22 protein-coding genes and 2 tRNA genes are annotated in these 25,849 nt (G+C 35.1%); 16 read left to right on the top strand and 8 right to left on the bottom strand.

Going from position 1 to position 25,849, the window contains the following annotated elements; genetic code table 11:
* Window positions 1–147: 147 nt before the first annotated feature.
* The 3 genes from dnaA to AXE83_RS00215 all read right to left on the bottom strand — a co-directional run bounded on the left by dnaA (window position 148) and on the right by AXE83_RS00215 (window position 3,724).
* Window positions 148–1,503, bottom strand: coding sequence for a chromosomal replication initiator protein DnaA (gene dnaA / locus AXE83_RS00225; protein ID WP_049525669.1), 1,356 nt, complete (start codon window positions 1,501–1,503; stop codon window positions 148–150).
* A gap of 221 nt (window positions 1,504–1,724) precedes the next feature.
* Entirely contained in the window at window positions 1,725–2,483 is a 759-nt protein-coding gene (locus AXE83_RS00220) for a ParB/RepB/Spo0J family partition protein (RefSeq protein WP_049508355.1), read from the bottom strand.
* A gap of 56 nt (window positions 2,484–2,539) precedes the next feature.
* The gene (locus tag AXE83_RS00215) at window positions 2,540–3,724 is read right to left on the bottom strand and encodes a S1C family serine protease (protein WP_060954978.1); all 1,185 of its coding nucleotides are present in this window, start codon (window positions 3,722–3,724) and stop codon (window positions 2,540–2,542) included.
* A gap of 183 nt (window positions 3,725–3,907) precedes the next feature.
* Here AXE83_RS00215 and rlmH point away from each other — a divergent pair, with 183 nt between their 5' ends.
* The 6 genes from rlmH to AXE83_RS00190 all read left to right on the top strand — a co-directional run bounded on the left by rlmH (window position 3,908) and on the right by AXE83_RS00190 (window position 7,089).
* Window positions 3,908–4,387 carry a 23S rRNA (pseudouridine(1915)-N(3))-methyltransferase RlmH gene (gene rlmH, locus AXE83_RS00210; protein ID WP_060954977.1) on the top strand — a complete coding sequence of 160 codons (480 nt, stop codon included), beginning with the start codon at window positions 3,908–3,910 and terminating at the stop codon, window positions 4,385–4,387.
* A 43-nt stretch (window positions 4,388–4,430) separates the two neighbouring features.
* Window positions 4,431–4,504, top strand: a tRNA-Arg gene (locus AXE83_RS00205).
* 165 nt (window positions 4,505–4,669) lie between these two features.
* Window positions 4,670–4,804, top strand: a complete 135-nt coding sequence (comC, locus tag AXE83_RS10325; RefSeq protein ID WP_080936286.1) for a competence-stimulating peptide ComC — start codon at window positions 4,670–4,672, stop codon at window positions 4,802–4,804.
* Between the two features lie 22 nt (window positions 4,805–4,826).
* Window positions 4,827–6,146 carry a competence system sensor histidine kinase ComD gene (comD, locus tag AXE83_RS00200; protein WP_060954976.1) on the top strand — a complete coding sequence of 440 codons (1,320 nt, stop codon included), beginning with the start codon at window positions 4,827–4,829 and terminating at the stop codon, window positions 6,144–6,146.
* On the top strand, window positions 6,143–6,895 hold the full coding sequence (comE, locus tag AXE83_RS00195) for a competence system response regulator transcription factor ComE (protein WP_049530388.1): 753 nt from the start codon (window positions 6,143–6,145) through the stop codon (window positions 6,893–6,895). Before comD ends, comE begins: the two co-directional genes overlap by 4 nt.
* A gap of 120 nt (window positions 6,896–7,015) precedes the next feature.
* Window positions 7,016–7,089: transfer RNA gene (locus AXE83_RS00190), tRNA-Asn, on the top strand.
* A gap of 211 nt (window positions 7,090–7,300) precedes the next feature.
* Here AXE83_RS00190 and AXE83_RS00185 read toward each other — a convergent pair.
* Complete coding sequence (locus tag AXE83_RS00185; RefSeq protein ID WP_060954975.1) at window positions 7,301–7,843, bottom strand: TetR/AcrR family transcriptional regulator; 543 nt, start codon at window positions 7,841–7,843, stop codon at window positions 7,301–7,303.
* Between the two features lie 128 nt (window positions 7,844–7,971).
* Between AXE83_RS00185 and AXE83_RS00180 the strand changes: the two genes are divergently transcribed.
* Entirely contained in the window at window positions 7,972–10,635 is a 2,664-nt protein-coding gene (locus tag AXE83_RS00180; protein WP_060954974.1) for a YhgE/Pip domain-containing protein, read from the top strand.
* A gap of 31 nt (window positions 10,636–10,666) precedes the next feature.
* On the opposite strand, the gene AXE83_RS00175 is transcribed toward AXE83_RS00180, so the two are convergent.
* Together AXE83_RS00175 and AXE83_RS00170 are read right to left on the bottom strand one after the other, a co-directional pair.
* Window positions 10,667–13,216, bottom strand: a complete 2,550-nt coding sequence (locus tag AXE83_RS00175) for a YfhO family protein (RefSeq protein ID WP_060954973.1) — start codon at window positions 13,214–13,216, stop codon at window positions 10,667–10,669.
* A 61-nt stretch (window positions 13,217–13,277) separates the two neighbouring features.
* Window positions 13,278–14,900, bottom strand: a complete 1,623-nt coding sequence (locus tag AXE83_RS00170; RefSeq protein WP_045762408.1) for an ATP-binding cassette domain-containing protein — start codon at window positions 14,898–14,900, stop codon at window positions 13,278–13,280.
* Between the two features lie 206 nt (window positions 14,901–15,106).
* On the opposite strand from AXE83_RS00170, the gene trpS reads away from it, so the two are divergent.
* Complete coding sequence (gene trpS, locus AXE83_RS00165; RefSeq protein WP_060954972.1) at window positions 15,107–16,132, top strand: tryptophan--tRNA ligase; 1,026 nt, start codon at window positions 15,107–15,109, stop codon at window positions 16,130–16,132.
* Window positions 16,133–16,293: 161 nt separating this feature from the next.
* Window positions 16,294–17,772 carry an IMP dehydrogenase gene (gene guaB, locus AXE83_RS00160; RefSeq protein WP_045762410.1) on the top strand — a complete coding sequence of 493 codons (1,479 nt, stop codon included), beginning with the start codon at window positions 16,294–16,296 and terminating at the stop codon, window positions 17,770–17,772.
* Window positions 17,773–17,827: 55 nt separating this feature from the next.
* Here the strand turns inward: guaB and recF are convergent, their stop codons facing one another.
* Both recF and yaaA read right to left on the bottom strand, forming a co-directional pair.
* Window positions 17,828–18,919, bottom strand: coding sequence for a DNA replication/repair protein RecF (gene recF, locus AXE83_RS00155; RefSeq protein WP_060954971.1), 1,092 nt, complete (start codon window positions 18,917–18,919; stop codon window positions 17,828–17,830).
* A gap of 2 nt (window positions 18,920–18,921) precedes the next feature.
* Window positions 18,922–19,290, bottom strand: a complete 369-nt coding sequence (gene yaaA / locus AXE83_RS00150) for a S4 domain-containing protein YaaA (protein ID WP_060954970.1) — start codon at window positions 19,288–19,290, stop codon at window positions 18,922–18,924.
* 161 nt (window positions 19,291–19,451) lie between these two features.
* Here yaaA and yfmF point away from each other — a divergent pair, with 161 nt between their 5' ends.
* The 7 genes from yfmF to AXE83_RS00115 are packed head-to-tail and all read left to right on the top strand — an operon-like array spanning window position 19,452 to window position 25,837.
* Entirely contained in the window at window positions 19,452–20,702 is a 1,251-nt protein-coding gene (gene yfmF / locus AXE83_RS00145) for an EF-P 5-aminopentanol modification-associated protein YfmF (RefSeq protein ID WP_060954969.1), read from the top strand.
* Complete coding sequence (gene yfmH / locus AXE83_RS00140) at window positions 20,699–21,982, top strand: EF-P 5-aminopentanol modification-associated protein YfmH (protein WP_060954968.1); 1,284 nt, start codon at window positions 20,699–20,701, stop codon at window positions 21,980–21,982. Before yfmF ends, yfmH begins: the two co-directional genes overlap by 4 nt.
* Before the next feature lie 37 nt (window positions 21,983–22,019).
* Window positions 22,020–22,844 carry a cytoskeleton protein RodZ gene (gene rodZ, locus AXE83_RS00135; RefSeq protein WP_075226780.1) on the top strand — a complete coding sequence of 275 codons (825 nt, stop codon included), beginning with the start codon at window positions 22,020–22,022 and terminating at the stop codon, window positions 22,842–22,844.
* 12 nt (window positions 22,845–22,856) lie between these two features.
* Window positions 22,857–23,396 carry a CDP-diacylglycerol--glycerol-3-phosphate 3-phosphatidyltransferase gene (gene pgsA / locus AXE83_RS00130; RefSeq protein ID WP_049530373.1) on the top strand — a complete coding sequence of 180 codons (540 nt, stop codon included), beginning with the start codon at window positions 22,857–22,859 and terminating at the stop codon, window positions 23,394–23,396.
* 2 nt (window positions 23,397–23,398) lie between these two features.
* Window positions 23,399–24,226 (top strand): energy-coupling factor ABC transporter ATP-binding protein, encoded by an 828-nt coding sequence (locus tag AXE83_RS00125; protein WP_060954967.1) that lies wholly within the window; start codon window positions 23,399–23,401, stop codon window positions 24,224–24,226.
* Window positions 24,211–25,050 (top strand): energy-coupling factor transporter ATPase, encoded by an 840-nt coding sequence (locus AXE83_RS00120; protein ID WP_060954966.1) that lies wholly within the window; start codon window positions 24,211–24,213, stop codon window positions 25,048–25,050. The genes AXE83_RS00125 and AXE83_RS00120 overlap by 16 nt, the downstream gene beginning before the upstream one ends.
* Entirely contained in the window at window positions 25,043–25,837 is a 795-nt protein-coding gene (locus AXE83_RS00115; RefSeq protein WP_060954965.1) for an energy-coupling factor transporter transmembrane component T family protein, read from the top strand. Before AXE83_RS00120 ends, AXE83_RS00115 begins: the two co-directional genes overlap by 8 nt.
* The last annotated feature ends 12 nt before the right edge of the window (window positions 25,838–25,849 follow it).

Below are 25,849 nucleotides of genomic sequence, written 5' to 3'. Positions count from 1 at the left end.
TTATTCTTTTTATTATTAGAAGGATAATAGTAATAATAGAGCGTGTGAAATCTGTGGAAAAACACTTGTAATTAAGAAAACTCAAGGACAGAGCCTTGTTTAAAAGATGTGGATAAATAAGAGATTTTTTAAAAAGTTATCCACAAGTTATTTAATTTTCTTTTTGATGTTTTCAATTTCTATACGTAAATTATCATCTGTTTCAAGCATGGATTTGATTTTTCCATGAGCGTGAATGACCGTTGTGTGGTCTTTACCACCAAACTCTTTTCCAATCTTAGGAAGGCTATTATCAGTCATTTCTCTGGCTAGATACATGGCAACTTGACGGGCTAAAACGATATTTTGAACACGTCTAGTTCCTTTCATTTCCTTGACACTAACACCATAGAAGTTTCCAACTTCTGTCTGGATTTTATCAATTGGAATCACGATCATTTTGCTAACGTCTTGTTTACGAGCACGAATAGCTTCAGCTGCAATGTCAACTGTGATATCGTTAATCTTTTTGACTTTGGCCATTAGGCTGATATCGTTGAGTGCTCCCTCGAGTTCTCGCACGTTAGAGTCAAACTGTCCAGCCAAATATTCGAGTGTATCATTCTGAAAATGATAGTTGAGATGTTCAGTCTTACTCTGTAAAATAGCAATACGTGTTTCAAAATCAGGTGGTGTGATATCTGTCGTTAATCCCCACGAGAAGCGCGTGACCAGACGTTCAGGTAGACTCTCTAAATGTTCAGGCCTACGATCGCTCGTCAAAACAATCTGTTTATTATTATTGTGAAGGGCATTAAATGTATTGAAGAACTCTTCCTGAGTTTGTACTTTCTTTCCACTAAGTGATTGAATATCATCAATGAGTAGGAGGTCTAAACTACGGTAAGTTTTCTTGAATTTTTCCATATCATTAAGTCTCAAATGCTCTAGAAATTCATTAATAAAACTTTCAGCAGGTATGTATTTTACACGCGCATTTGGGCTCTTTTTTAGAATTTCATTTCCAAGGGCATTTAACAGGTGAGTTTTTCCAAGTCCAGGCCCTCCGTAGATAAATAGAGGATTGTAAGTTAATCCTGGATCTTCAGAAACAGCCAAAGCAGCAGACTTAGCCCAAACATTACCATCCCCTTGAACAAAATTATCGAAAGTATACTTTTCCTTGAGTCCAGTTTCAGAATATGGAATAGTGGATTGACTTGGTTGATAATCGTTGCCAGGTTCAGACTCGAAAGCTACTTGTGAGCTAGCTTCTTCAACTTTCGTGAAGATATAATGAGCTTTTATTTCAGTATCATAGATTTCAAAACCTGCTGCTAAAAGTATCCCATTGATATTTCGTTCCCAGAATATCTGCATTTCATCGCGGGGTAAGAAAATCGTTGCAGTATTTTCTTCAACTTTAACCAGTTTTGCGTCTAAAATATAGAAATCATAAACTGACTGAGTTAATTTATCATGTGCAAGTTCTAAAAGACGATTCCAAAATTGTTTTTCCTTCAATGATTTCCTCCTCCTTTACTATAGAATTTAAAAGGTTTATTGATAGAATCATTTTACCATAGATAAGATTATTTTTCCACAAGTTGTGGAAAACAATTAACAATGTTTTTAAATGTTATCCACAAAATGTGGATAACTAAGAAAAATTCTGAAATACTGGGCTTTTAAAAACTAAAATGCAGTGGATAACCATGTTCGTTAAGAATACTAAAATAACAGCCTTATTTCAGGCTGTTAATAAATTGTTGGTATTCATCTTGGTTATGGAAGGAAATTGAAATTTTACCACTATCTTTTTTTTGTAGCTTAATCTGAACATCTAATCCGAGTATTTTTTTCAATTTTTGCTCTTCGTCTTTGACAAAGTGGTCTTTTTCTTTTTTGCTGCTCTTCTTCGTTTTTTGTAGTATTTGTTCAACTTGTCGAACAGAGAGATTTTCAGTTTGAATACGATTCAAGAGTTTATCTTGTTTATCACTTGATAATTGAATGAGGAGTCTAGCATGAGCTTGAGAAAGTCTACCACTTTCAACTTCTGTCAGGATATGTTTAGGTAATCCTAACAATCGAACTAGGTTTGTAATATAAGGTCGAGATTTCCCCATTTTTTCAGCAATTTCTGTGTGGGTAAAACCTTTATCAATTAAGGATTGATATGCTTTAGCTTCCTCGATAGGATTTAAATTTTCTCGTTGGAGATTCTCAATGATAGAATGAAGCATCATATCTTGATCAGAAAGTTGCTTAACAATGACTGGAACTTCTGAAAGTCCAGCAGCAATTGAAGCACGATACCGTCTTTCTCCAGCTAGAATTTCGTATCCAAGTACTGGAGATTTTCTAACGATAATAGGCTGAATCAAGCCGTTTTCCTTAATAGATTGTGCCAGTTCTTGAATTTTTTCTTCTGAAAATTCCTTACGAGGTTGATAGGGATTTTTTTGAATATCTTTTATTTGAACAATTTTAAATTCTTCCATAATTCTACATTAACACAACTTAGATATTCTGTAAAGCAACTTTACATATCTGTAAACTACTTATCTAAATCACTAGTACTTTTATCTAATTTAATAGTTGTTGTTTCTTCCTTACCATCACGGTAGTAAGTAACAGTCATACTGTCTCCAATAGAATGACTATATAGAGCACTTTGCAATTCAGTAGTGGAAGAAATAGCTTTATCATCTATTTTTGTAATGACGTCATATTGTTGCAGATGTCCATTGGCAGGCATATTTTTTTGAACAGAACGAATAGCTACACCAGAAGTAACATTTCCAGGAAGTTTTAGTTTTTGAAGATCAGTTGTACTAAGATTTGATAAGTTAACCATGTGGATTCCAAGAGCAGGTCGAGTTACTTTTCCATCTTTTTCCAACTGCTTAATAATATTGATTACGTCGTTTGCAGGAATGGCAAAACCAAGACCTTCGACAGATGTTCCACCATTAGAGGCAATCTTACTTGATGTAATACCGATAACTTGACCTTGGATATTAATCAAAGGACCACCTGAGTTCCCAGGGTTAATAGCTGTATCTGTTTGGATAGCATTGGTTGAGATAGCTTGTCCGTCTTCAGATTTTAGAGAGACATTTCTATTTAAACTTGATACAATCCCCTGTGTCACAGTATTGGCATATTCAGAACCTAGAGGACTTCCGATTGCAATAGCTGTTTCTCCAACTGTTAGTTGACTAGAATCACCAAATTCGGCTACTGTTGTGACCTTATCTGCAGCAATTTTTACAACGGCAATATCTGAATAAGTATCAGAACCCACAATTTCACCAGGGACTTTTGTGCCATCTGCTAAACGAATATCAACTTTTTTAGCGCCATTAATAACGTGAGTATTGGTTACAAGGTAGGCAGTATCCCCTTCCTTTTTATAAATGACCCCAGAACCTTCGCTGTATACTTGTTCAGCATTGGTATCTGTATCAGTTTCATCAGATCCGAGTAAACTATTTTGAGAATTTGATGAGTAAGTAATGACAGATACAACAGCATCTTTAACTTTATCGACTGCCTGTGTAGTTGAGTTTTCATTTTTTACAGCTGTTTTGCTGACAGTCGTTGTAGTTGTCGTACCACTATTTTGTTTTTGACTGAGCTGCAATGTGGTAAAAGTACCTAAAATACCACTAAAAAAGCTAATGAGAATGACTACTAAAAGTTGTCCCCATTTTTTGGAACTAGTTTTTAAGTTTTTCATAGAAGCCTCCATGTTTTTTAATCAATGAAAGTATAAAATAGCTAGCTTAATCCAAGCTTAAAAACAAAAAGTTTTTCACAACTTGTGGATAACTTCCGAAAACCTGTGAATTTATTGAAGTTTTTCAAAATCTTATCTGTGAATAAGATGTGAAATTGAGTGTGAATATGTTAGAATAGAAGAATGAAAATTAAAGTGGTAACAGTTGGAAAACTGAAAGAAAAATATCTCAAAGATGGCATAGCAGAATACTCCAAGAGAATTTCACGATTTGCTAATCTAGAAATGATTGAGTTGGCTGATGAAAAAACACCAGATCGGGCCAGCGAATCTGAAAATCAAAAGATTTTGGATTTGGAAGGGAACCGCATTCTTGCTAAAGTAGGGGAACGTGATTTTGTAGTTGTTTTAGCTATTGAAGGAACCACTTTTTCTTCTGAAGAGTTCAGTAAGCAGCTTGAAAGGGCTTCTATCAATGGATTTTCGACAATCACTTTTATCATTGGTGGGAGTTTAGGACTATCTCCAGAGGTGAAAAAAAGAGCCAATCTCTCTGTTAGTTTTGGGAGATTGACGCTTCCTCATCAACTAATGAGATTAGTCTTAGTAGAACAAATTTATAGAGCGTTTTCGATTCAACAGGGCTCTCCCTATCATAAATAGATGATTGACTAAGCTAGCTTTTTTTGATAAGATAGATTAGTAAGGTCTCATAGCTCAGCTGGATAGAGCATTCGCCTTCTAAGCGAACGGTCGCAGGTTCGAATCCTGCTGGGATCAGTGTTAAATCGTAAGCTGGGAAAAAATCCCAGCTTTTTTTGTAAAAATTTGACATTTCAGAATAAAATTTGAGCATTTGAGAAATAATTCTCTATAGGTATCGTAGATTTTATATAATATTTTTGTAAGTTAATTTACAAGAAAAACATTATAGGAGTTTATATTATGAAAAAGAATACAGATTTTGCTCAAATGAAAGATTTCCAAGAATTGAACGAAAAAGAACTGCAGGAAATCAGAGGTGGGGAATGGAGACCTCCATATACAATAAATAATTTTCTTTTTCCAAAAAGAAAGTAAGTAAAAATAAAGGTGGGAAATAATGAATTTATTCGGATTAGTAATTGCTATTGTTTATGTTTTTATTATTAGTAAAATTCATGAATGGGTTTGTAAAGCAACTAGAAAAGACCAATATTTTTTTAGTCTTTATATATTTCTAATACCATTAGTATTGGAAATAATTCTCTATTTCTTGAAATTAGATAGTTTTAGTTTGTCTAAATTTTTATTTCCTTTCCTCCTATTTGGTTACTTTGTTGGATTTAAGAAGTATGAGAAATCTAAGGGAATTTTTATCAGTCTATTATTTTCTCTTTTATATAATAGTACTAATAACTTTTTATCAGTAACCTTATCATCTATTACAGGAGATGAGTTTGCATTGAAGTATAACAATTATTTTTCTCTATTTATCCTGATCTTAACTTATTTGGTTATTAAAGTTGTTGTGTCTTATTTCCATCTCGAATTTAAATATTTTGATAAAGACTATCTATATCCTTTTCTGAAGAAAGTGCTCTTTGCATTTATTTTTCTACACGTTGTCTCTTTCACTTCAGATATTGTGAGTACGATTCGTCACTTAAATGGTTTTGGAAGTATTTTATCATCCATTGTTTTTGTTGGCCTACTTTTGACTTTTTTCTCCATGAATTCTCATAAAGTTCAGATAGAAAAAGAAATTGAATTGGAACAAAAGAAGTTTGAGCAAAAACACTTACAAACTTACACGGATGAGATTGTTGCCTTATATAATGAAATTCGTGGTTTTCGCCATGATTATACAGGCATGCTTGTCAGCTTAAGAATGGCGATCGAAAGTAAAGATTTACAAGAAATTGACAGAGTTTACAGTGAAGTTCTTGTAAAGGCGAATCAAAAATTACGTTCAGATAAGTATACTTATTTCGATTTGAATAATATTGAGGATTCAGCTCTTCGTAGTTTGATTGCTCAATCTATTGTCAATGCGAAAACTAATAATGTAGAGTACACACTAGAGGTAAAAGATGTCATTACTCCTTTGTCCATGGAATTGTTAGATTTGGTGCGCGTGATGAGTGTTCTGCTCAATAATGCCGTTGAGGGAGCAGTTGAAAGCTATCAGAAACAACTAGAGGTAGCTATTATCAAGTTGGATCTTGAAACTCTAGTTGTCATCCAAAACTCTTGTAAAAAAAGAAAGGTAAAATCCGAAGATTTATTTGAATTAGGATTTTCAACTAAAGGAAGACATAGAGGACTTGGACTTAATAATGTTAAAGAAATTTTAGGAAAATATGACAATGTTATTTTAGAAACAGAAATTGATAATGATGTATTTAAACAAGTAATTAGATTTAAGAGGGAACTGATATGAAAGTATTGATTTTAGAAGATATTATAGAACACCAAGTAAGGTTGGAAACAACTCTAAATAAAATTTCTAAGGAAACAAATATTCCTATCTCCTATAAAACAACAGGAAAAGTAAGAGAATTTATGGAATATGTAGAGCATGATGAAGTCAATCAGCTTTATTTTCTAGATATTGATATCAATGGGATTGAGAGAAAAGGATTTGAGGTTGCTCAATTTATTCGTCACCGCAATCCTTATGCCATTATTGTTTTTATTACAAGTCGATCTGAATTTGCTACCTTGACTTATAAATACAAAGTTTCAGCATTGGATTTCATTGATAAAGAAACCAGTGATCAAGTTTTTAAAAATAGAGTTGCCGACTGTGTGCTTTACACTAAGACTACTTTACTTGAAAACCAATCAGTCGTTGATTATTTTGATTATAGTTACAAAGGAAATGATCTTTGTATTCCTTATCATGATATTCTCTACATTGAAACAACTGGAACTTCTCATAAATTACGGATTGTAGGTAAGAATTTTGCAAAAGAATTCTATGGAACAATGACAGATATTCAAGAAAAGGATAAGGAAACCCAACGTTTTTATCTAGCTCACAAGTCATTTTTAGTCAATATTGGTAATGTGAGAGAAATTGATCGTAAAAAAATGGAAGTTGTATTTTATGAAGATCATCGTTGTCCTATCTCTCGTCTAAAAACAAAAAAATTGAGAGAACTAATGGCTAAAAACCAAAAAAAGTAATTGACAATTTTTGATAAATTGATATAATGGTTATATCTGCTACAGGTAGAGGGTCCGTTGGTTAAGAAATCGTCTTTTCATAGCGGTAACACGGGTTCGAATTCCGTACGGACTATTTAATCCGCCATAGCTCAGTTGGTAGTAGCGCATGACTGTTAATCATGATGTCGTAGGTTCGAGTCCTACTGGCGGAGTCAGATGAAAGGAACACTAATTTGGTGTTCCTTTTTTGATTCTTTGTTCGATGTAATGAGGGGAGGCATATTCAATATATTGAGAAAGAATGATTTTTGTCCGAAAATAAAACTAAGAAAATTGTATTGCCTTAGCCTAATAAGAACAACAAAATAGGCTCCATAATATCCATAGGGGTTTGATTTCCTATAACTATTATAGAGCTTTTTATTAATTTGTATCCCCTAACATTTTCATCAAAAAGTCCGTGATTTCTTGTGGACTTTCTTTTTTTCCGTGGGCAATCCAGGTTTGACAGACTCCAAAGAGAGCATTTGTCAGGTAGACGCTACTGTATTCTAATTCTATTTCATTTAGTTTGAGTTGCATAAAACGTTTTTGAAGGTCTGTGCTCAGTAGGATGTGAAGTTTATTTCTCAAGAAATTTTGAATTTCCTTGGTTCCATTTTCAGATAAAAGAGCTGCTAGAAGTGGTTCTGATTCTAAGTATTCAAATACTTCTAGAATAGCATTTCGTTTGTGATTAGCATGTTTTTGAAAGATATATTCGAAGGTATGAAATAGTTTACTTTGGTAATGTTCAATCATATCGTATTTATCTTTGTAATGAGTATAGAAACTGGAGCGGCTAATTCCAGCTTTTTGTGCTAATTTAACAGTTGTAATCTGATCGAATGGTTGTTCCATCAATAATTCTACCATGGCATTTTCGATAATGCGCTTGGTTTTTAATCGTTTATTACTTTCTTGCATGTTCCCTCCATATGAACATTTTTAGACAATGTGTTTAAAAATTGATTTTTTATCTTGTCTTTTTAATTTTTTTATGTATAATCTATTATATCAAAAATTTAGACAAGTAGTTTAAAAAAGGAGACAATATGTTTAAAGAATGGAAAGCAATCTTTAAAAAACCGACATTTATTATTGTCATGATAGGAATTTCCTTAATTCCAGCTCTTTACAATATCATTTTCTTATCATCAATGTGGGATCCATACGGTAAACTTTCGGAGTTACCTGTAGCAATTGTTAATAAGGATCAAGCTGCTACTTATAATGATGAAAAACTCACTATTGGTGAAGACATGGTGTCTAATTTAAAAGATAGTGATAGTCTGGATTTTCATTTTGTAGATGAAGGTGAGGGAGAAAGAGGACTGCGGGATGGAGATTATTACATGGTTGTAACGTTGCCAAGTAATCTTTCTGAGAAAGCTTCTTCTATCCTTACAAATCATCCTGAACAGATGACGATTGACTATCAGACATCAAGTGGTCATAGTTTTATTGCAAGCAAGATGAGTGATTCTGCCATGACACAAATCAAACAGACTGTGGCTACTAAAGTTGCTCAATCTTATACCAAAGCTTTATTTGATAAGATGGGGGATTTAAAACTTGGTTTATCTCAAGCTGCAAATGCAAGTTTACAGTTGGCTGATGGTTCTAATAAGCTTTCTGATGGTAGTCAAACCTTATCAACCAATCTTCAAACCCTAGCTCAATCGAGTCTCACATTTTCTAATGGTGCTGATCAATTATCTACAGGTTTAGGAACCTATACAGCTGGTGTAAATCAGTTAAATCTTGGTCTTGGTAATTTTAATACTGGTTTAAATCAATATACCAGCGCTATTTCACAAATCGACAATGGATTAAACCAACTGAATTCACAGACACCGGCACTGGTATCAGGATTGACTCAACTTGATGCAGGCACACAAGCCTATACAGGTGGTGTTTCTCAACTCAATTCAGGATTAAATCAATTTTCACTTGGTATTGATACTTATACAAATGGAGTTCAAAGTCTATCATCAGGTGCAAATCAGATTTCTACAAAATCAGAGACTCTACGTACAGGATTAACACAACTTAATCAAGGTATTCAAGAACTTTCTACTCAATTAGATGGTGCAAACCAACAAAAAGATCAGATTAAACAATTAGCAACTAGTTTAGAGCAATTTAATCAAGCTATTCAAAATATTCAAACAGCAGATAGTGGAGAGATAACACAAGTAACAAACCAGCTTTCTAGTAGTCTATCAACGATTATAAATTCAGCACAAAGCATCATTACTTCAAATCAAGCTGAAAAAGAAACTACTTTGTCAGCTATTCAATCTACTAGTGCTTATCAAAGCTTAACTCCTGACCAACAGGCAGAGATAACTTCTGTGGTTTCTAATCCATCATCTTCTACTAGTGAGTCAGCACGAACAATTTTAACTACAGTTCAAACGTTACAATCTTCTTTAGAAAATGTAACCACTCAAACAGATAGTCTAACTCAATTAAAGAATCACTCAAGTCAATTATTACCAACTGCTTCTTCAACATTGACAAGTTTGTTAAGTGGATTAACACAGGTTCAAACAGCAATTGATGGTCAATTATTGCCAGCTAGTCAAACTCTTACATCTGGTATTGACAACTACACAAAATCAGTAGACCAAGTAGCTTTAGGAGCAAGTCAGTTGAGTTCGAAAAATTCGAACTTGACAGGAAGTTTCAATAAGTTGCTACAAGGTTCTAATCAGTTGACAGAAAAATCTTCTACATTGACAGGTGCTACTGCTAAGTTAGCAGAGAATGCACCAGAATTAGCAACAGGAATTGATAAACTTGCATCAGGTGTCAACCAAGTAAATAATAAAACATCAGATTTAACCGCTGGATTTAATCAATTACAAGCGGGCTCTCAACAATTAGCTGATAAATCAGACCAGCTAGTTTCTGGTGCAAATAAACTATCTAATGGTTCTGAAAAAATAGCTAGTGGAGCAGATCAACTTGCTCAAGGATCAGAAATTCTACAATCAGGACTTGGAAAATTAAGTGATGGTTCAAGTCAATTAAATCAAGGTTTGACAGAGGCTGAGGGACAATTGAAACAGGCTTCAACTGAACCAACAAATGCAGATTTACTAGCTGATCCTCTAAGTCTTTCAAAAACTGATACGGATCAAGTAGCAGTTAATGGAATTGCCATGGCTCCATATATGATATCAGTTGCTCTTTTTGTTGCTGCTATTTCAACTAATATGATTTTTGCTAAATTGCCTTCTGGGCGCCATCCAGAAAGTCGCTGGGCTTGGTTTAAGTCTCGCTTTGAAATTAACGGTATCATTGCTGGTTTGGCAGGAGTATTAGTTTATGGTGGAGTACATTTAATCGGACTGACTGCAGTTCACGAATTCAAGACCTTTGCTTTGATTATTTTAACCAGTCTTGCTTTCATGGCGATGGTAACAGCATTGACAACATGGAATTCTCGCCTAGGCGCCTTCTTCTCCTTAATTTTATTACTCCTTCAATTAGCATCAAGTGCAGGAACTTATCCTTTAGCTTTGACGAATCAATTCTTTAAAACTATTAACCCATGGTTACCTATGAGTTATTCAGTTTCAGGTCTACGACAAACCATTTCTATGACAGGTAATATTCATAGTCAGATTATTTTCCTTATCTTTACAATAATGATTTTTGTTGCTTTAGGAATGCTTTCCTACCAATCTAAAAAAGTTGAAGAAGATTAAAAACTATCGACCAATTCGGTCGATAGTTTTTTTATCTAGAATATTTTTTTCTTTGAATATCATAAAAAATAAAGACAATAATGGCTATAAGAGAACAACTTGCACCAGCAACAAATCCTTTTGGTATAAAGGAAAGGGTAATAGTTCCTTCACCTTCAGGAACATCAATTTTCATAAATCCAGTTTGTGCCTGTTGAATTTGTAATTTTTTACCATTTTGATAAGCAGACCAACCTTGGTCGTAAGGAATTGTGAAAAAGATCGATGTTTCATTCTTTACCTTATATTTTACAATGACTTTATTTTTATAAGAGCTCACTTCTACTGGATTTTCTTTTATTTTACTAATTGCCCCTGTATACTTTTTAGTATCTAAACGATAGAAAGTTGGAGATTCAAATGATACTTGAGCATTTCCTGGAAACTTAACCTGGATATCAAAAGTTTGTTTATGTTCTGTATATCCAAGATTAAAAAATGTAAAAGCATTATCTGTGGTAAAGGATTTTTTTTCACCATTGACAATGATGTCAACTTGCTTTTTCTTATCATTTGAAAAATTTAGCTTAGTCATGGAAAGGTAAACCTGACTATTATCAGGTACTTCAATACTATAGCTGATAGTTGCATCTTCAGTATCAGTTCCGTTTAGATTGACCACGCTGTCACCAGAGTCTGTATGATGATCTATCGGATAAAAGTACTCTTCATTTAAGCCAGCAATTTCATTTAAAAATTGAGTTTGGTTATCAAGAGTATGGTCATTAAAAGTGACATCTTTATAAAGAGACTGTGTAGCAAAAGCAATTGGGAGAGCGAATTGATTTTTATAAAGGGTTAGATTATCTTTTTGATAGCTTGGATGAAAACCATATTTATCTGGATAGGCTTCAGAAATATTGTAGCTGATTCCAAATAAACTATCTGCAATGATAGTATTATTTGCATAACGAAGATTAAGGTTGGTACCTGAAGATTTAAAACCCAACTTATCTAACGTTGTACTTGCAGAACGATTACGAACAGATGAAAATTGTGAGATGCCATTGTAGTTAAATTTCATGCTATCGTTTCCAGTTTGAGTTTGTAACTTTTCAGTTCGTGTAAATGTATCTGGTTGCTGTTTGGTATACTCCAAAATAGCTTCCATACTTGGAATATCTTTATCATAGGTACTACGAGAAGCAAATCCCCATTCTTTAGTAATTCCATTTAGTTGAGATGAAGTATTAAAACTAACTTCACTTACTGTAAAGATCAAAATAAGAATTGAAAAGATTTTTAGAGAAATCAGTTTTTTAATAAGTGCTAATAATAACAGTAAGTATACCACTAAGAATTCAAGCGTTAAGAGTATATTTAGTTTAGTTAAAAAGGAATAATGATTTTTAAAATAAATGGTTGCCAGATAGCCAGATAAAAGTAAAGTTATTGAGAATAAAATATTCCATAACTTAATATCCTTAAATCTATTTAAAACTTCCGCAGATATATAAATCAAAAGAGTAGAGAAAATCCACGCATAGCGATGAAGAAACATATTTGGCGCGTGCATTCCTTGCCAAAATAAATCTAAGACTTCTAGATAAAAACTAGCAATGATGATAATGAGTAGAGTTGCATAGCATAGTTTCACGTGAAACTTAATTGATTTTAATGTAAAGAATACAATTGTTAAGATAAAAGGAAGGAGGCCAACAAAAATCATTGGGATAGAACCATATTTAGTTGTATCGAAAGCACCAATAAATTGTTTAGCGAATAGATCTAGGTACCAACTGGCATCTGTTTTTATTTTTGTAATAGCGGTTAGTTTTTCACCATGAGTTCTTAAATCAAACAAGGTTGGGAGTGTCATGATGAAACTTGTTAAACCAGCGAGTAAGGATGTTAGGAAAAAATCAAGGAAAGAGAACTTGCGACTTTTAAAATCCCAGGAAAGTTGGCAAAAATACCAAACTACCAAAAACAGGGCAGTCATATAACCAAAATAGTAGTTTTGGATAAATAATATTGACAAACTTGTAAAGTATAGAATACGTTTTTTTTCCGTTATGAGTAGATGTAAACCAGTTAAAATTAAGGGGATTAAAATAAAAACATCTAACCAGGTTTTAATCTCAAGTTGACTAACTGTAAAGCTCATTAAAGCATAAGAGGTAGATAAAGATAATCTGAGTGGTGTTGGTAAATTTTTGAATATTATACTCAAGCTAAAAAAGGTTGACAGACCTATCAAGCCAAATTTCAACAAGGTTGATAGATAAACTGCGTCTGGCATGCTTGATAAATCAAAAAAATAAACAAGAGGTGATAGAAAACTACCAAGATAATAACTGGACAAGGCATAAAAATTGAGACCTAGACCACTGGTAAAAGTATAAAATAGACTATCACTCCCATGTAAAATATTACGAAGATTAAGATCAAAAATAACATATTGATGAAATCCATCCCCTAATAAAGGTGAAGTATCACTGTTCCAGTGGATACATTGAGAAAGATAGACTCCGAACATAATTACTAGGGGAATGATGAAAGAAATAAAATAGGTCCAATAGTTTCTAAAAAATGTTTTCATGTTACCTCATAGAATGATAGAAAACTCAGTTGGTTAATCCAACTGAGTTTTAAAGTATTATTTAGTCTTTCCAAAGTTCTTTAACTTTTGCTTGTACTTCAGCATTTTCTAAGAATTCATCATAGGTTTCATCAATACGGTCGATTACACCGTTTTTAGATAGGACAATAATGTGGTTAGCCAATGTTTGAATGAATTCATGGTCATGGCTGGCGAAGATGATAGATTCTTTGAAGTTTTTCAATCCATCGTTCAAGCTTGAAATAGATTCCAAATCTAAGTGATTTGTAGGATCGTCAAGTACAAGAACATTTGATTTCAAAAGCATGAGTTTCGATAGCATCACGCGCACTTTTTCTCCCCCTGATAATACATTTACAGGTTTGTTAACCTCATCCCCAGAGAAGAGCATACGACCAAGGAAACCACGCAAGAAGGTATTATCATCTTCTTCTTTACTTGCAAATTGACGGAGCCAGTCAAGAATAGATTCACCACCAGCAAAATCAGCTGAATTGTCTTTTGGTAAGTAAGAGCGACTAGTTGTAACTCCCCACTTGACAGTTCCCTCATAGTCAATATCACCCATAATAGCACGAATCAATGCAGTTGTTTGAATGTCGTTTTGACCGATAAGAGCTGTCTTGTCACCTGGACGCAAGATAAAGCTGATGTTGTCAAGAATAGTTTCGCCATCAATCTTGACAGATAGATTTTCTACTGTCAAGAGATCGTTTCCGATTTCACGTTCAGCTTTAAAGTTGATAAATGGATATTTACGACTGGATGGCACAATTTCTTCAAGTTCAATCTTATCAAGCATTTTCTTACGTGATGTTGCTTGTCTTGATTTAGAAGCATTAGCAGAGAAACGAGCAACGAATTCTTGGAGTTGCTTAATTTTTTCTTCTGCTTTAGCATTACGGTCTGCTAGCAATTTAGCAGCAAGCTCAGAAGATTCTTTCCAGAAGTCGTAGTTTCCGACATAGAGTTTGATTTTTCCAAAGTCAAGGTCGGCCATGTGAGTACATACTTTGTTCAAGAAGTGACGGTCATGGGACACGACAATAACGGTGTTATCAAAATCAATCAAGAAATCTTCTAACCAAGTAATAGATTGGATATCCAAACCGTTGGTCGGCTCGTCTAGAAGAAGAACATCTGGTTTACCAAATAGAGCTTTAGCAAGGAGTACTTTCACTTTGTCTCCATTTGCGAGTTCACTCATATTTTGGTAATGAAGATCTTCAGGGATATTCAAGTTTTGTAAGAGTTGTGAAGCTTCACTCTCAGCTTCCCAACCACCTAGTTCAGCAAATTCTCCTTCAAGCTCAGCTGCACGAACTCCATCTTCATCAGTAAAGTCTGCTTTCATATAGATAGCATCTTTTTCTTTCATGATGTTGTATAGTTTTTCATTACCCATGATAACAACATCAATAACACGTTCATCCTCATAGTCAAAGTGATTTTGACGAAGCACAGAAAGACGTTCATCAGGTCCAAGAGAAACATGACCAGTTGTAGGTTCGATATCACCAGCTAAGATTTTTAAAAATGTTGATTTACCTGCACCGTTAGCACCAATTAAACCATATGTGTTTCCTTCTGTAAATTTGATGTTGACCTCATCAAAAAGTTTGCGATCACTAAAACGTAGTGAAACATCAGATACTGTTAGCAATTTTTTTCTCCTATTATATGTAATACTATAATTCTACTAGAAAATCAGCAAATATTCAAATTTTTCTCTGTCAATTATTTGTAAAGAATGTTTACAGATAGTTTACAGTTGAGGAGTTGAAATCGTAATTATTTGATAAAAAAAATTACCTGTCTTTTTATCAAAAAAATGCTATAATTGAAAGGACTATATCAAAGGAGAATAAGATGAATAAACCCATTATTTTAACAGGAGATCGTCCAACGGGGAAATTACATATTGGGCACTACGTTGGTAGCTTAAAAAATCGTGTCTTATTACAGCAAGAAGATAAATATGACATGTTTGTTTTTTTGGCTGACCAGCAAGCTTTAACTGACCATGCAAAAGATCCACAAACTATTGTAGAGTCTATTGGGAATGTTGCTTTGGACTATCTTTCAGTGGGATTGGATCCTAACAAATCAACGATTTTCATTCAAAGTCAAATTCCAGAATTGGCAGAGTTGTCTATGTATTACATGAATCTAGTGTCTTTGGCTCGTCTGGAGCGTAATCCTACTGTAAAGACAGAAATTGCTCAGAAAGGATTTGGAGAAAGTATTCCAACTGGATTTTTAGTTTATCCAATTGCTCAAGCAGCAGATATCACAGCTTTTAAGGCTAACTATGTTCCTGTAGGTACAGACCAAAAACCGATGATTGAACAAACGCGTGAGATTGTGCGTTCATTCAATCATGCCTATAATTGTGATGTTTTAGTAGAACCGGAAGGAATTTATCCTGAAAATGAAGGAGCAGGTCGCTTACCTGGTCTGGATGGAAATGCCAAAATGTCTAAATCGCTTAATAATGGTATCTACTTGTCAGATGATGCAGATACTTTGCGTAAGAAAGTAATGAGTATGTATACAGATCCAGATCACATTCGTGTTGAGGATCCAGGTAAGATTGAAGGAAATATGGTTTTCCATTACTTAGACGTATTCGGACGTCCTGAAGATGCTCAAGAAATTGCTGACATGAAAGAGCATTATCAACGTGGAGGTCTAGGTGATGTTAAGACAAAACGGTATCTACTTGAAATCCTAGAACGTGAACTTGGTCCAATCCGTGAACGTCGCCTAGAATATGCTAAAGATATGGGTGAAGTGTATAATATGTTACAAAAAGGTAGTGAAAAAGCTCGAGAAGTTGCTGGCCAAACGCTATCAGAAGTAAAATCAGCAATGGGTCTAAATTACTTTCATTAATAGATAAAATACGAACTCTAAAACTATCTCTTCTTTAAAATTAAAGGGATAGTTTTTTACATTATCTATTATCAATATAATTGACAAATTTTCATAGAATGGTATGATAGATACAATACAAAAAGCGTCAAGCTCAAAAAGAAAGAAAAGAGGAAACTTCAATGTCTAATTGGGACACTAAATTTTTGAAAAAAGGTTTTACCTTTGATGATGTATTGCTTATTCCAGCAGAGAGCCATGTGTTGCCTAATGATGCGGATTTAACAACGAAATTGGCTGATAATCTGACTTTAAATATCCCAATTATTACAGCTGCGATGGATACTGTAACAGAAAGCCAAATGGCCATTGCTATTGCGCGTGCAGGTGGTCTTGGTGTTATCCATAAAAATATGTCTATTGAACAGCAGGCAGATGAAGTTCGTAAGGTAAAACGTTCTGAAAATGGTGTTATCATTGATCCATTCTTCTTGACTCCAGAGCATACAATTGCAGAAGCAGATGAACTCATGGGACGTTACCGTATCAGTGGTGTTCCAGTGGTTGAAACTCTTGAAAATCGTAAATTGGTTGGTATTTTAACAAACCGAGACCTTCGTTTTATTTCAGATTACAATCAACCAATCTCAAATCATATGACCAGTGAGAATCTTGTTACTGCTCCTGTTGGAACAGATCTTGAAACAGCTGAGAGCATTCTTCAAGAACACCGTATTGAAAAACTTCCTTTGGTTGATGAAGAAGGTCGTCTTTCTGGCTTGATCACGATTAAAGATATTGAAAAAGTGATTGAGTTTCCAAATGCAGCTAAAGATGAGTTTGGTCGTCTTCTAGTTGCTGGTGCAGTAGGTGTAACTTCTGATACTTTTGAACGTGCTGAAGCCCTCTTTGAAGCAGGAGCAGATGCAATTGTCATCGATACAGCACACGGACACTCTGCAGGGGTTCTTCGTAAAATCGCTGAAATCCGTGCCCATTTCCCAGACCGTACACTGATTGCTGGAAATATCGCTACTGCTGAAGGAGCCCGTGCCCTTTATGATGCAGGAGTTGACGTTGTTAAAGTTGGTATTGGGCCAGGTTCAATCTGTACAACTCGTGTTATCGCAGGTGTAGGAGTTCCACAAGTTACAGCTATCTATGATGCAGCAGCAGTTGCACGTGAATATGGCAAAACAATCATTGCTGATGGTGGAATCAAGTATTCTGGAGATATTGTTAAAGCCCTTGCTGCTGGTGGAAATGCAGTAATGCTTGGATCAATGTTTGCAGGAACAGATGAAGCTCCAGGAGAAACTGAAATCTTCCAAGGACGTAAGTTCAAGACATACCGTGGTATGGGTTCAATCGCTGCAATGAAGAAAGGTTCAAGCGACCGTTACTTCCAAGGCTCTGTCAATGAAGCAAACAAACTGGTTCCAGAAGGAATTGAAGGTCGTGTTGCTTACAAAGGAGCAGCAGCTGATATCGTATTCCAAATGATTGGTGGTATTCGATCTGGTATGGGGTATTGTGGTGCAGCTAACCTTAAAGAATTGCATGATAATGCTCAATTTATCGAAATGTCAGGTGCAGGTTTAAAAGAAAGCCATCCACACGATGTGCAAATCACAAATGAAGCACCAAACTACTCAATGTAATCAAAAAAATCTCCTGTTAAACAGGAGATTTTTTATCTTTACACATCTGTAAATATTAATTTACAACTAATTGACCGTCTTTTACTGTAAATACACTGAGATTATCAGGTAAGTTTTGAAGATGCTCTAAACTAGTTGTTGTAATAAAGGTTTGAATATTTTGAGATATAGTTTCTAATAATTTTAGTTGACGAGTGTTGTCAAGTTCACTCATAACATCGTCAAGTAAAAGTATAGGCGATTCTTTTGTAATGCTCTCCATTAATTCGATTTCAGCTAGTTTAATAGAAAGAACAAGGCTACGATGTTGTCCTTGACTTCCAAAGCTTGTGTCCATTCCATTGATTAAGAAAATCATATCGTCCCGATGAGGACCAACTCCAGTATTCTTCTTAAATAAATCTCTTGCTCTACTTTTTTGAAGTGCTGCATAGAAAGATTCTGCTAGTTTTTCCTTGTCAGTGAAGTTTACAGATGGTTGATAACGAATTGACAACTCTTCTAATTGGTCTGAAATATCAAAGTGTTTTTTACGACCAAAAGATTCCATTTTTTTGATAAATTCTTCTCTGTGGATCATCACCCGACAACCATAGTCTACTAGCTGTTCATCTAGAACAGATAAAAATGTTTCGTCAATCTGATTCGCTGACTTTAAGTAGGTATTTCTTTGTTTGAGCACATGATTGTAGCTTGACAAATCTGACAAGTATATGGGTTTGATTTGCCCTAGCTCCATATCTATAAACTTACGTCGGATAGCTGGTGCTCCTTTGACAAGTTGTAAATCTTCGGGTGCAAATAGAACAACATTCATGTGTCCAATATAGTCAGATAGCCGAGCTTGCTTTAAGTGATTGACCTTAGTAATCCGACCTTTTGGAGTCAAGTCAATCTCAAGTGGTACAGTAGCCGTTCGTTTTTGAAGAATTCCAGAAACTTGAAGCTGCTCTTCTTCAAATCGGATTAAATTCTTGTCTGTCTTTGTCCGATGACTTCTAGTTAAAGCTAAAAAGTAAATACTTTCCAGAAGATTGGTTTTTCCTTGAGCATTTCGACCCACAAATACATTTAATTTAGGATTAAATTCAATTTCGGTATTCTGATAGTTTCTAAATTGCTTGATGGATAAGTTTTTTAGCCACATACTTATCTACCTGGGAAACGTGGTGCAGTTTTTGTTTTGGATACCTGATGCTTGTTTGTTGGCTTTTTTTTGACCGTCTTATTCATTTCTTTGACAAGTTTAGCCACACGTTCTTTCTCAAGTTTTTCTTGAAGATATTCTTCCTGTTCTTCTTGACTAGGCTGAGTCAAAATGATGTGGATTTTCATATCAGGAATGTCGATGGAGTCCCCGATTCTTACTTTTTTCCCACGACGATTTTCTAATTCCCCATTAAAGTAGACATGATGCTCAGCTAAAAAGGATTTAATAGCTCCGCCACTGTGTATAATACCAAGTTCTTTCAAGAGAGCTTGGAGAGTGATAAATTCTTCAAATAGTTTGTATTCCATAGTTCACCTCAATCTTTGGTATTATACCATATTTTACCTTGAAATGGCAGAGGTAAATTCGTTTGAAATGAAAGCGATTTTAATTCTAAAAGGGGTAAAGAGAACAAGAAAATTTTCTCTTTTCATGGTATAATAGAACTCTATGTAGAAGGAGGTAAGAGATGGAGTTAGTACCTGGAATTACAGTGCATTTTATCCAATCAAAAAAATTTAAAACTAATAAAATTACTGTGCGTCTCACAGCTCCATTGTCTTTGGATTCAATTTCAAGTCGCATGTTAAGTGCCAGTATGCTTGAAACTGCCAACCAAAGTTATCCAACTGCTCAACTGTTTAGAAAACGTTTAGCAACCTTGTATGGAACTGATTTGTCAGCGCACGCCTATCGAAGAGGACAAAGTCATCTTGTGGATTTGAATATTACCTATGTGCGTGATGAATTTTTAAGTAAGAAAAACGTATTAACTTCTCAAATTTTAGAATTACTGCATCAGGTTCTGTTTACACCATTGTCGGATGAGGATGGATTTGAGAAAAATGCTTTTGACATCGAGAAAAAACAGATCTTATCAAGGCTGGAATCAGAATTAGAAGACCCATTCTTCTTTGCACATAAAGAGTTAGATCAATTGTTTTTCCAAGAAGAATCAATGCAGCTAGTTCCTAAAGATTTGATTTCTAGAATTTCAGAGGAGACTTCAAAAACATGTTTTTCAAGCTATCAAAAAATGCTAAAAGAAGACCAAATAGATATTTTCTTCCTAGGTGATTTTAATGAAATTGAAGTTTTAGAGTTTTTACATAAATTTCCTTTAACAGGTCGTAAATCAGCTGTAAACATTCAATATCAGCAACCCTATTCTAATATTCTTAGAGAAGGTATTGTTAGAAAGAGATTAGGACAGTCTGTTTTAGAGATGGGCTACCATAGTTCAGTGGCATATGGTGATGAAGAACAGATGGCAGTGCTTCTTGTCAATGGTCTTTTAGGAGCCTTTCCTCATTCGAAACTATTTACCCAAGTGCGAGAAAAAGAAGGACTGGCCTATACGGTATCAAGTCATTTGGATCTCTTTAGTGGATTTTTACGACTATTTGCTGGAATTGATCGGCAAAATCGAAACAAAGTAAGAAAATTGATGAATCATCAGTTGCTTGACATAAAAAATGGCAAGTTTACAGATAAGGAAATTGATCAGACTAAACAAATGATTCGTAGATTCTTACTACTTGCTCAGGATAATCAAGATTCTATCGTCGATAAATATTATTTGTCAACTTTTTTTGGGAAGGAGAATCTTGACACAAAAACTTTAATCGATAAGCTTGAACAAGTTGATAGAGAAGCAATTTGTGAAGTAGCAAACAGTTTTAAGTTGCAGGCTATTTATTTTATGGAAGGAGCAGAATGACCAGACCTACTTTTCAAAAGAAATATTATTCTGCTGTAAAAGAAACTTTGTATCAAACTAGCTTAGAAAATGGTTTGACAGTTACTTTACTACCTAAAAAGGACTTTAACGAGGTTTATGGCGTTGTAAGTGTCCAAGTAGGTTCTGTTGACACAAGGTTTACAGTGGATGATAAGGACTTACAACAATATCCACAAGGAATCGCTCATTTCTTAGAACATAAGCTTTTTGAAAGAGAAGATTCTGGAGATGTTATGGCAGCTTTTACAGAGTTGGGTGCTGAAAGTAATGCCTTTACGAGCTTTACGAACACTAGCTATCTTTTCTCGACTTCTGAAAATGTTCTAGAGTGTTTAGATTTGCTAGAAGAACTTGTCACTACTTTTAATATGACTGAAGAATCTGTGGAGCACGAAAAGGATATCATTCAACAGGAAAGAGAGATGTATCAGGATGATCCGGATTCTTGTCTATTTTTCAAGACTTTGGCAAATCTCTATCCAGAAAGTCCTTTAGCTTCAGATATTGTTGGTAGTGAAAACTCTATTGATGCTATTTGTTTGGAGGATTTAAAAGAGAACTTTAAAGAGTTTTACAGACCTGTCAATAGTAATATCTTTTTAGTGGGGAATTTTGATTTTGAACTGCTTGAAGATTATTTTGCTAAGAAATCTCATCCTCAAGAAAAAAAACATGAGTATAAGAGAGAAAAAATACCTTTACATCCTGTAAAGACTACTGAAAGTTTACGGATGGACGTGGCTTCTCCAAAACTAGCAATCGGTATTAGAGGAAATGAAGATATCGGAAGTCGAGATCAGTATCGTTATCATCTTTTATTGAAATTGTTGTTTACAATGATGTTCGGTTGGACTTCACAAAGATTTCAAAAATTATATGAGACAGGTAAACTGGATGCTTCCCTGTCTCTAGAAATAGAAGTAGATCCTCGTTTCCATTTTGTGATATTAACAATGGATACAAAGGAACCTGTGGCACTTTCTCATCAATTTCGTAAAGCTATTCGCAATTTTGTTAAAGATGAGGATATAACTGAGGATCACTTGGATATTGTAAAAACTGAGATGTATGGAGAATTTCTTCATAGTATGGATTCTCTTGAATACATTGCTACTCAGTATCATCCAACCGATACAGGTTCTACCCTGTTTGACCTTCCTAAACTTTTGCAGGAAATTACTTTAGAAGATGTTCTAGAGGCTGGACATGATTTGATAGATAATAGCGATATGGTTGATTGTACAATTTTCCCGATATAATCGCTAGAAAATACACTAGAAAGAAGGAATGTTAAGTATGAGAAAAAAAACAATTGGTGAGGTCTTACGTCTTGCAAGAATTAACCAAGGACTGAGCTTAGAGGAATTGCACAGAAAGACAGATATTCAGCTGGATTTGTTGGAGGCAATGGAGTCAGATGATTTTGACAAACTACCGAGTACTTTTTATGCTCGTTCATTTTTGAGAAAGTATGCTTGGGCAGTTGAATTAGATGAAAATATCGTTCTAGATGCCTATGATTCGGGAAGTATGATTACTTATGAAGAAGTTGATGTAGATGAGATTGAACTTTCAGGACGTAGACGGTCTAATCGAAAGAAAAATTCATTTCTCCCGCTATTTTACTTTGTTCTTTTTTCTTTATCAATTTTAATTTTTGTAACCTACTATGTGTGGAATTATATTCAAACCCAACCAACTGCGTCTTCTGCGGCAACTTATAGTGTTGTGAGTTCAACAAGTAGCTCTAGTAGTGTAGCATCAAGTAGTAGTCAAGCTACTAGTTCATCAAGTTCGAGTGAGGCAACTACTTTGACTGTTTCAGGTCAGGGAGATGCTTTATCAGTGGAATATAAGACATCTAAAGATTCTGCGGAGCTTCAGTTGTCTGTAACGGATGCAACAAGCTGGATTAGTGTTTCGGATACTGATTTAGCAGGAGGAGTGACTCTTGAACCTAATAATAAAACAGCTAAAACAACCATTTCTAAAGGTTCTCCAGTAACCATAACATTGGGTGTTGTTAAAGGAGTGTCGGTGAAAATTGATAATAAGGAAATTGACACTTCAAAATTAACTGGTCAAACTGGTTGGATTACTCTAACATTAAGTTCAAACTAAAGGAAGGATAACATGAAAAAAGAGAATATTCCTAATATGCTTACGCTTGGTAGAATTTTATTTATTCCGATTTTTATTCTCCTTCTATCAGTTGGACCATCTCCTGTGTTACATAAAATAGCAGCAGTTATTTTTGCTATTGCCAGTATCACTGATTATCTAGATGGTTATTTAGCTAGAAAATGGCAAGTGGTTAGTAATTTTGGTAAATTTGCAGATCCAATGGCTGATAAATTATTGGTCATGTCAGCCTTTATCATGTTGGTCGGTCTAAAGATGGCACCAGCTTGGGTGGTAGCAGTTATTATCTGCCGTGAACTTGCAGTCACTGGTTTGCGCTTGCTCTTAGTTGAAACAGGAGGTACTGTTCTAGCTGCTGCTATGCCTGGAAAAATCAAGACATTTAGTCAGATGTTTGCGATTATATTCTTGCTACTTCACTGGAATGTGCTTGGTCAGATAACTCTTTATATTGCCTTGTTCTTCACAGTTTATTCTGGTTATGATTATTTCAAGGGAAGCGCATATTTGTTTAAAGGAACCTTTCGTTAGATATGGAATCGATTATTGAGATAAAAGACCTGTCTTTTCGATATCAGGCAGATCAAGAACATTATGATGTTCATAACCTTTCGTTTCACGTGAAACGTGGAGAATGGTTGTCTATCGTTGGTCATAATGGTAGTGGAAAATCAACGACAGTTCGCTTGATTGATGGTTTGCTCGAGGCTGAATCTGGAGAAATTTGGATAGACGGTGATTGCCTAACTCCAGAAAATGTCTGGGAAAAAAGACGTAAGATTGGTATGGTCTTTCAAAATCCTGATAACCAATTCGTAGGAGCAACTGTTGAAGACGACGTTGCTTTTGGACTGGAAAATCAAGGAATCCCACTTGAAGAGATGAAGAAACGCGTTTCTGAGGCTTTATCATTGGTTGGGATGGCTGAATTTGCTAAAAAGGAACCAGCTCGCTTGTCAGGAGGTCAGAAGCAGAGAGTAGCTATTGCAGGTGTTGTTGCTCTGCGACCAGATATTTTAATCTTGGATGAGGCTACAAGTATGTTGGACCCTGAGGGACGATTAGAGTTGATTAAGATAGTCCAGAAGATTCGCAAAGACCATCAGATGACAGTCATCTCCATTACGCATGATCTGGATGAGGTGGCCATGAGTGACAGAGTTTTGGTGATGAAAAAAGGAGAAGTCGAGTCAACTAGCACTCCTAGAGAGTTATTTTCTAGATCAGATTTAGATCAAATTGGCTTAGATCAACCCTTTGTCAACCAATTAAAACAATCACTGCGTGATAATGGATTAAAATTACCAGAGCACTACCTGACCGAGGAGGAGCTCGAGGAGGCTTTATGGGAATTATTCTAGACAATGTTAGTTATACTTATCAGGAAGGAACGCCCTTTGCCTCAGCTGCCTTGTCAGATGTCAGTTTGACCATAGAAGATGGTTCCTATACTGCTATTATTGGGCATACAGGAAGTGGGAAATCCACAATTTTGCAGCTTTTAAATGGTTTGCTAGTTCCCACAGAGGGAAGTGTTCGTGTCTTTGATACATTGATCACACCAACATCGGTCAATAAGCAAATTCGCCAAATTCGCAAACAAGTTGGGTTGGTGTTTCAGTTTGCAGAGAATCAAATTTTTGAGGAAACTGTCCTAAAAGATGTGGCTTTTGGCCCTCAAAATTTTGGAGTTTCTGTAGAAGAGGCAGAAGCTATTGCGCGTGAAAAACTAGCTTTAGTAGGAATCGATGAATCACTCTTTGAACGAAGTCCATTTGAACTCTCAGGTGGCCAGATGAGAAGGGTTGCTATTGCTGGGATTTTGGCAATGGAGCCTAGTATTTTGGTCTTAGACGAACCGACAGCTGGTTTGGATCCAATTGGTCGAAAAGAGTTGATGGCCTTGTTTAAAAAGCTTCATCAAGATGGCATAACAATTGTTTTAGTAACCCACCTTATGGATGACGTGGCCGAATTTGCTGACCAAGTTTATGTGATGGAAAAAGGGAAACTAGTTAAGGGTGGGAAGCCAAGTCTTGTCTTTCAAAATGTCGAATTTATGGAAAAAATCCAATTGGGTGTTCCTAAAATCACACGATTTGCTCAAAGGCTAGTTGACAGAGGAATTTCTTTCGAACAATTGCCGATAACGATAGAGGAGTTTAAGGAGTTTATCAATGGATAATATGATTTTAGGTCGATACATACCAGGAAATTCGATTATTCATCGTCTAGATCCTCGTAGTAAGTTAGTAGCAATGATTTTATTGATCATCATCGCTTTTTGGGCCAATAATCCAATTACAAATCTCATACTTTTTATTGTAACAGGCATATTTGTCGTTTTATCAGAAGTTCCCTTATCTTTTTTTATAAAAGGTTTGCGATCTATGTTTTTTCTGATTGCTTTTACAACCCTTTTTCAACTGTTCTTTATCTCTGGTGGTCACGTCTTGTTCGAGATGGGATTTATAAAAATCACAAGCTATGGTATTGAGCAGGCAGGAATCATTTTTTGCCGCTTTGTGTTGATTATCTTTTTCTCAACCTTGCTTACTCTGACCACCATGCCACTAAGCCTGGCAACAGCAGTTGAGTCCTTGCTTGGGCCTTTAAAAAGATTTAAAGTGCCTGTTCATGAAATTGGGCTCATGTTGTCTATGAGTTTGCGATTTGTACCAACCTTGATGGATGATACGATTCGCATTATGAATGCTCAAAAGGCGCGTGGTGTTGATTTTGGAGAAGGAAATGTAATCCAAAAAGTTAAGGCTATGATTCCTATTTTGATTCCTTTATTCGCTACGAGTTTGAAACGAGCGGATTCTCTTGCTACAGCCATGGAGGCTAGAGGATATCAAGGCGGGAATGGACGCAGTCAGTATCGACAGTTAAATTGGATGAACAGAGACAGTGTAGCGCTATTATTTGTTTGTGTATTGGGTGCAATTCTATTTTTGCTAAAATCTTAGAATGTAATATAA

The sequence above is a fragment of the Streptococcus sp. oral taxon 431 genome (assembly GCF_001553685.1).
GTDB lineage: Bacteria > Bacillota > Bacilli > Lactobacillales > Streptococcaceae > Streptococcus.
This window is presented reverse-complemented; position numbering and strand designations above follow the sequence as displayed.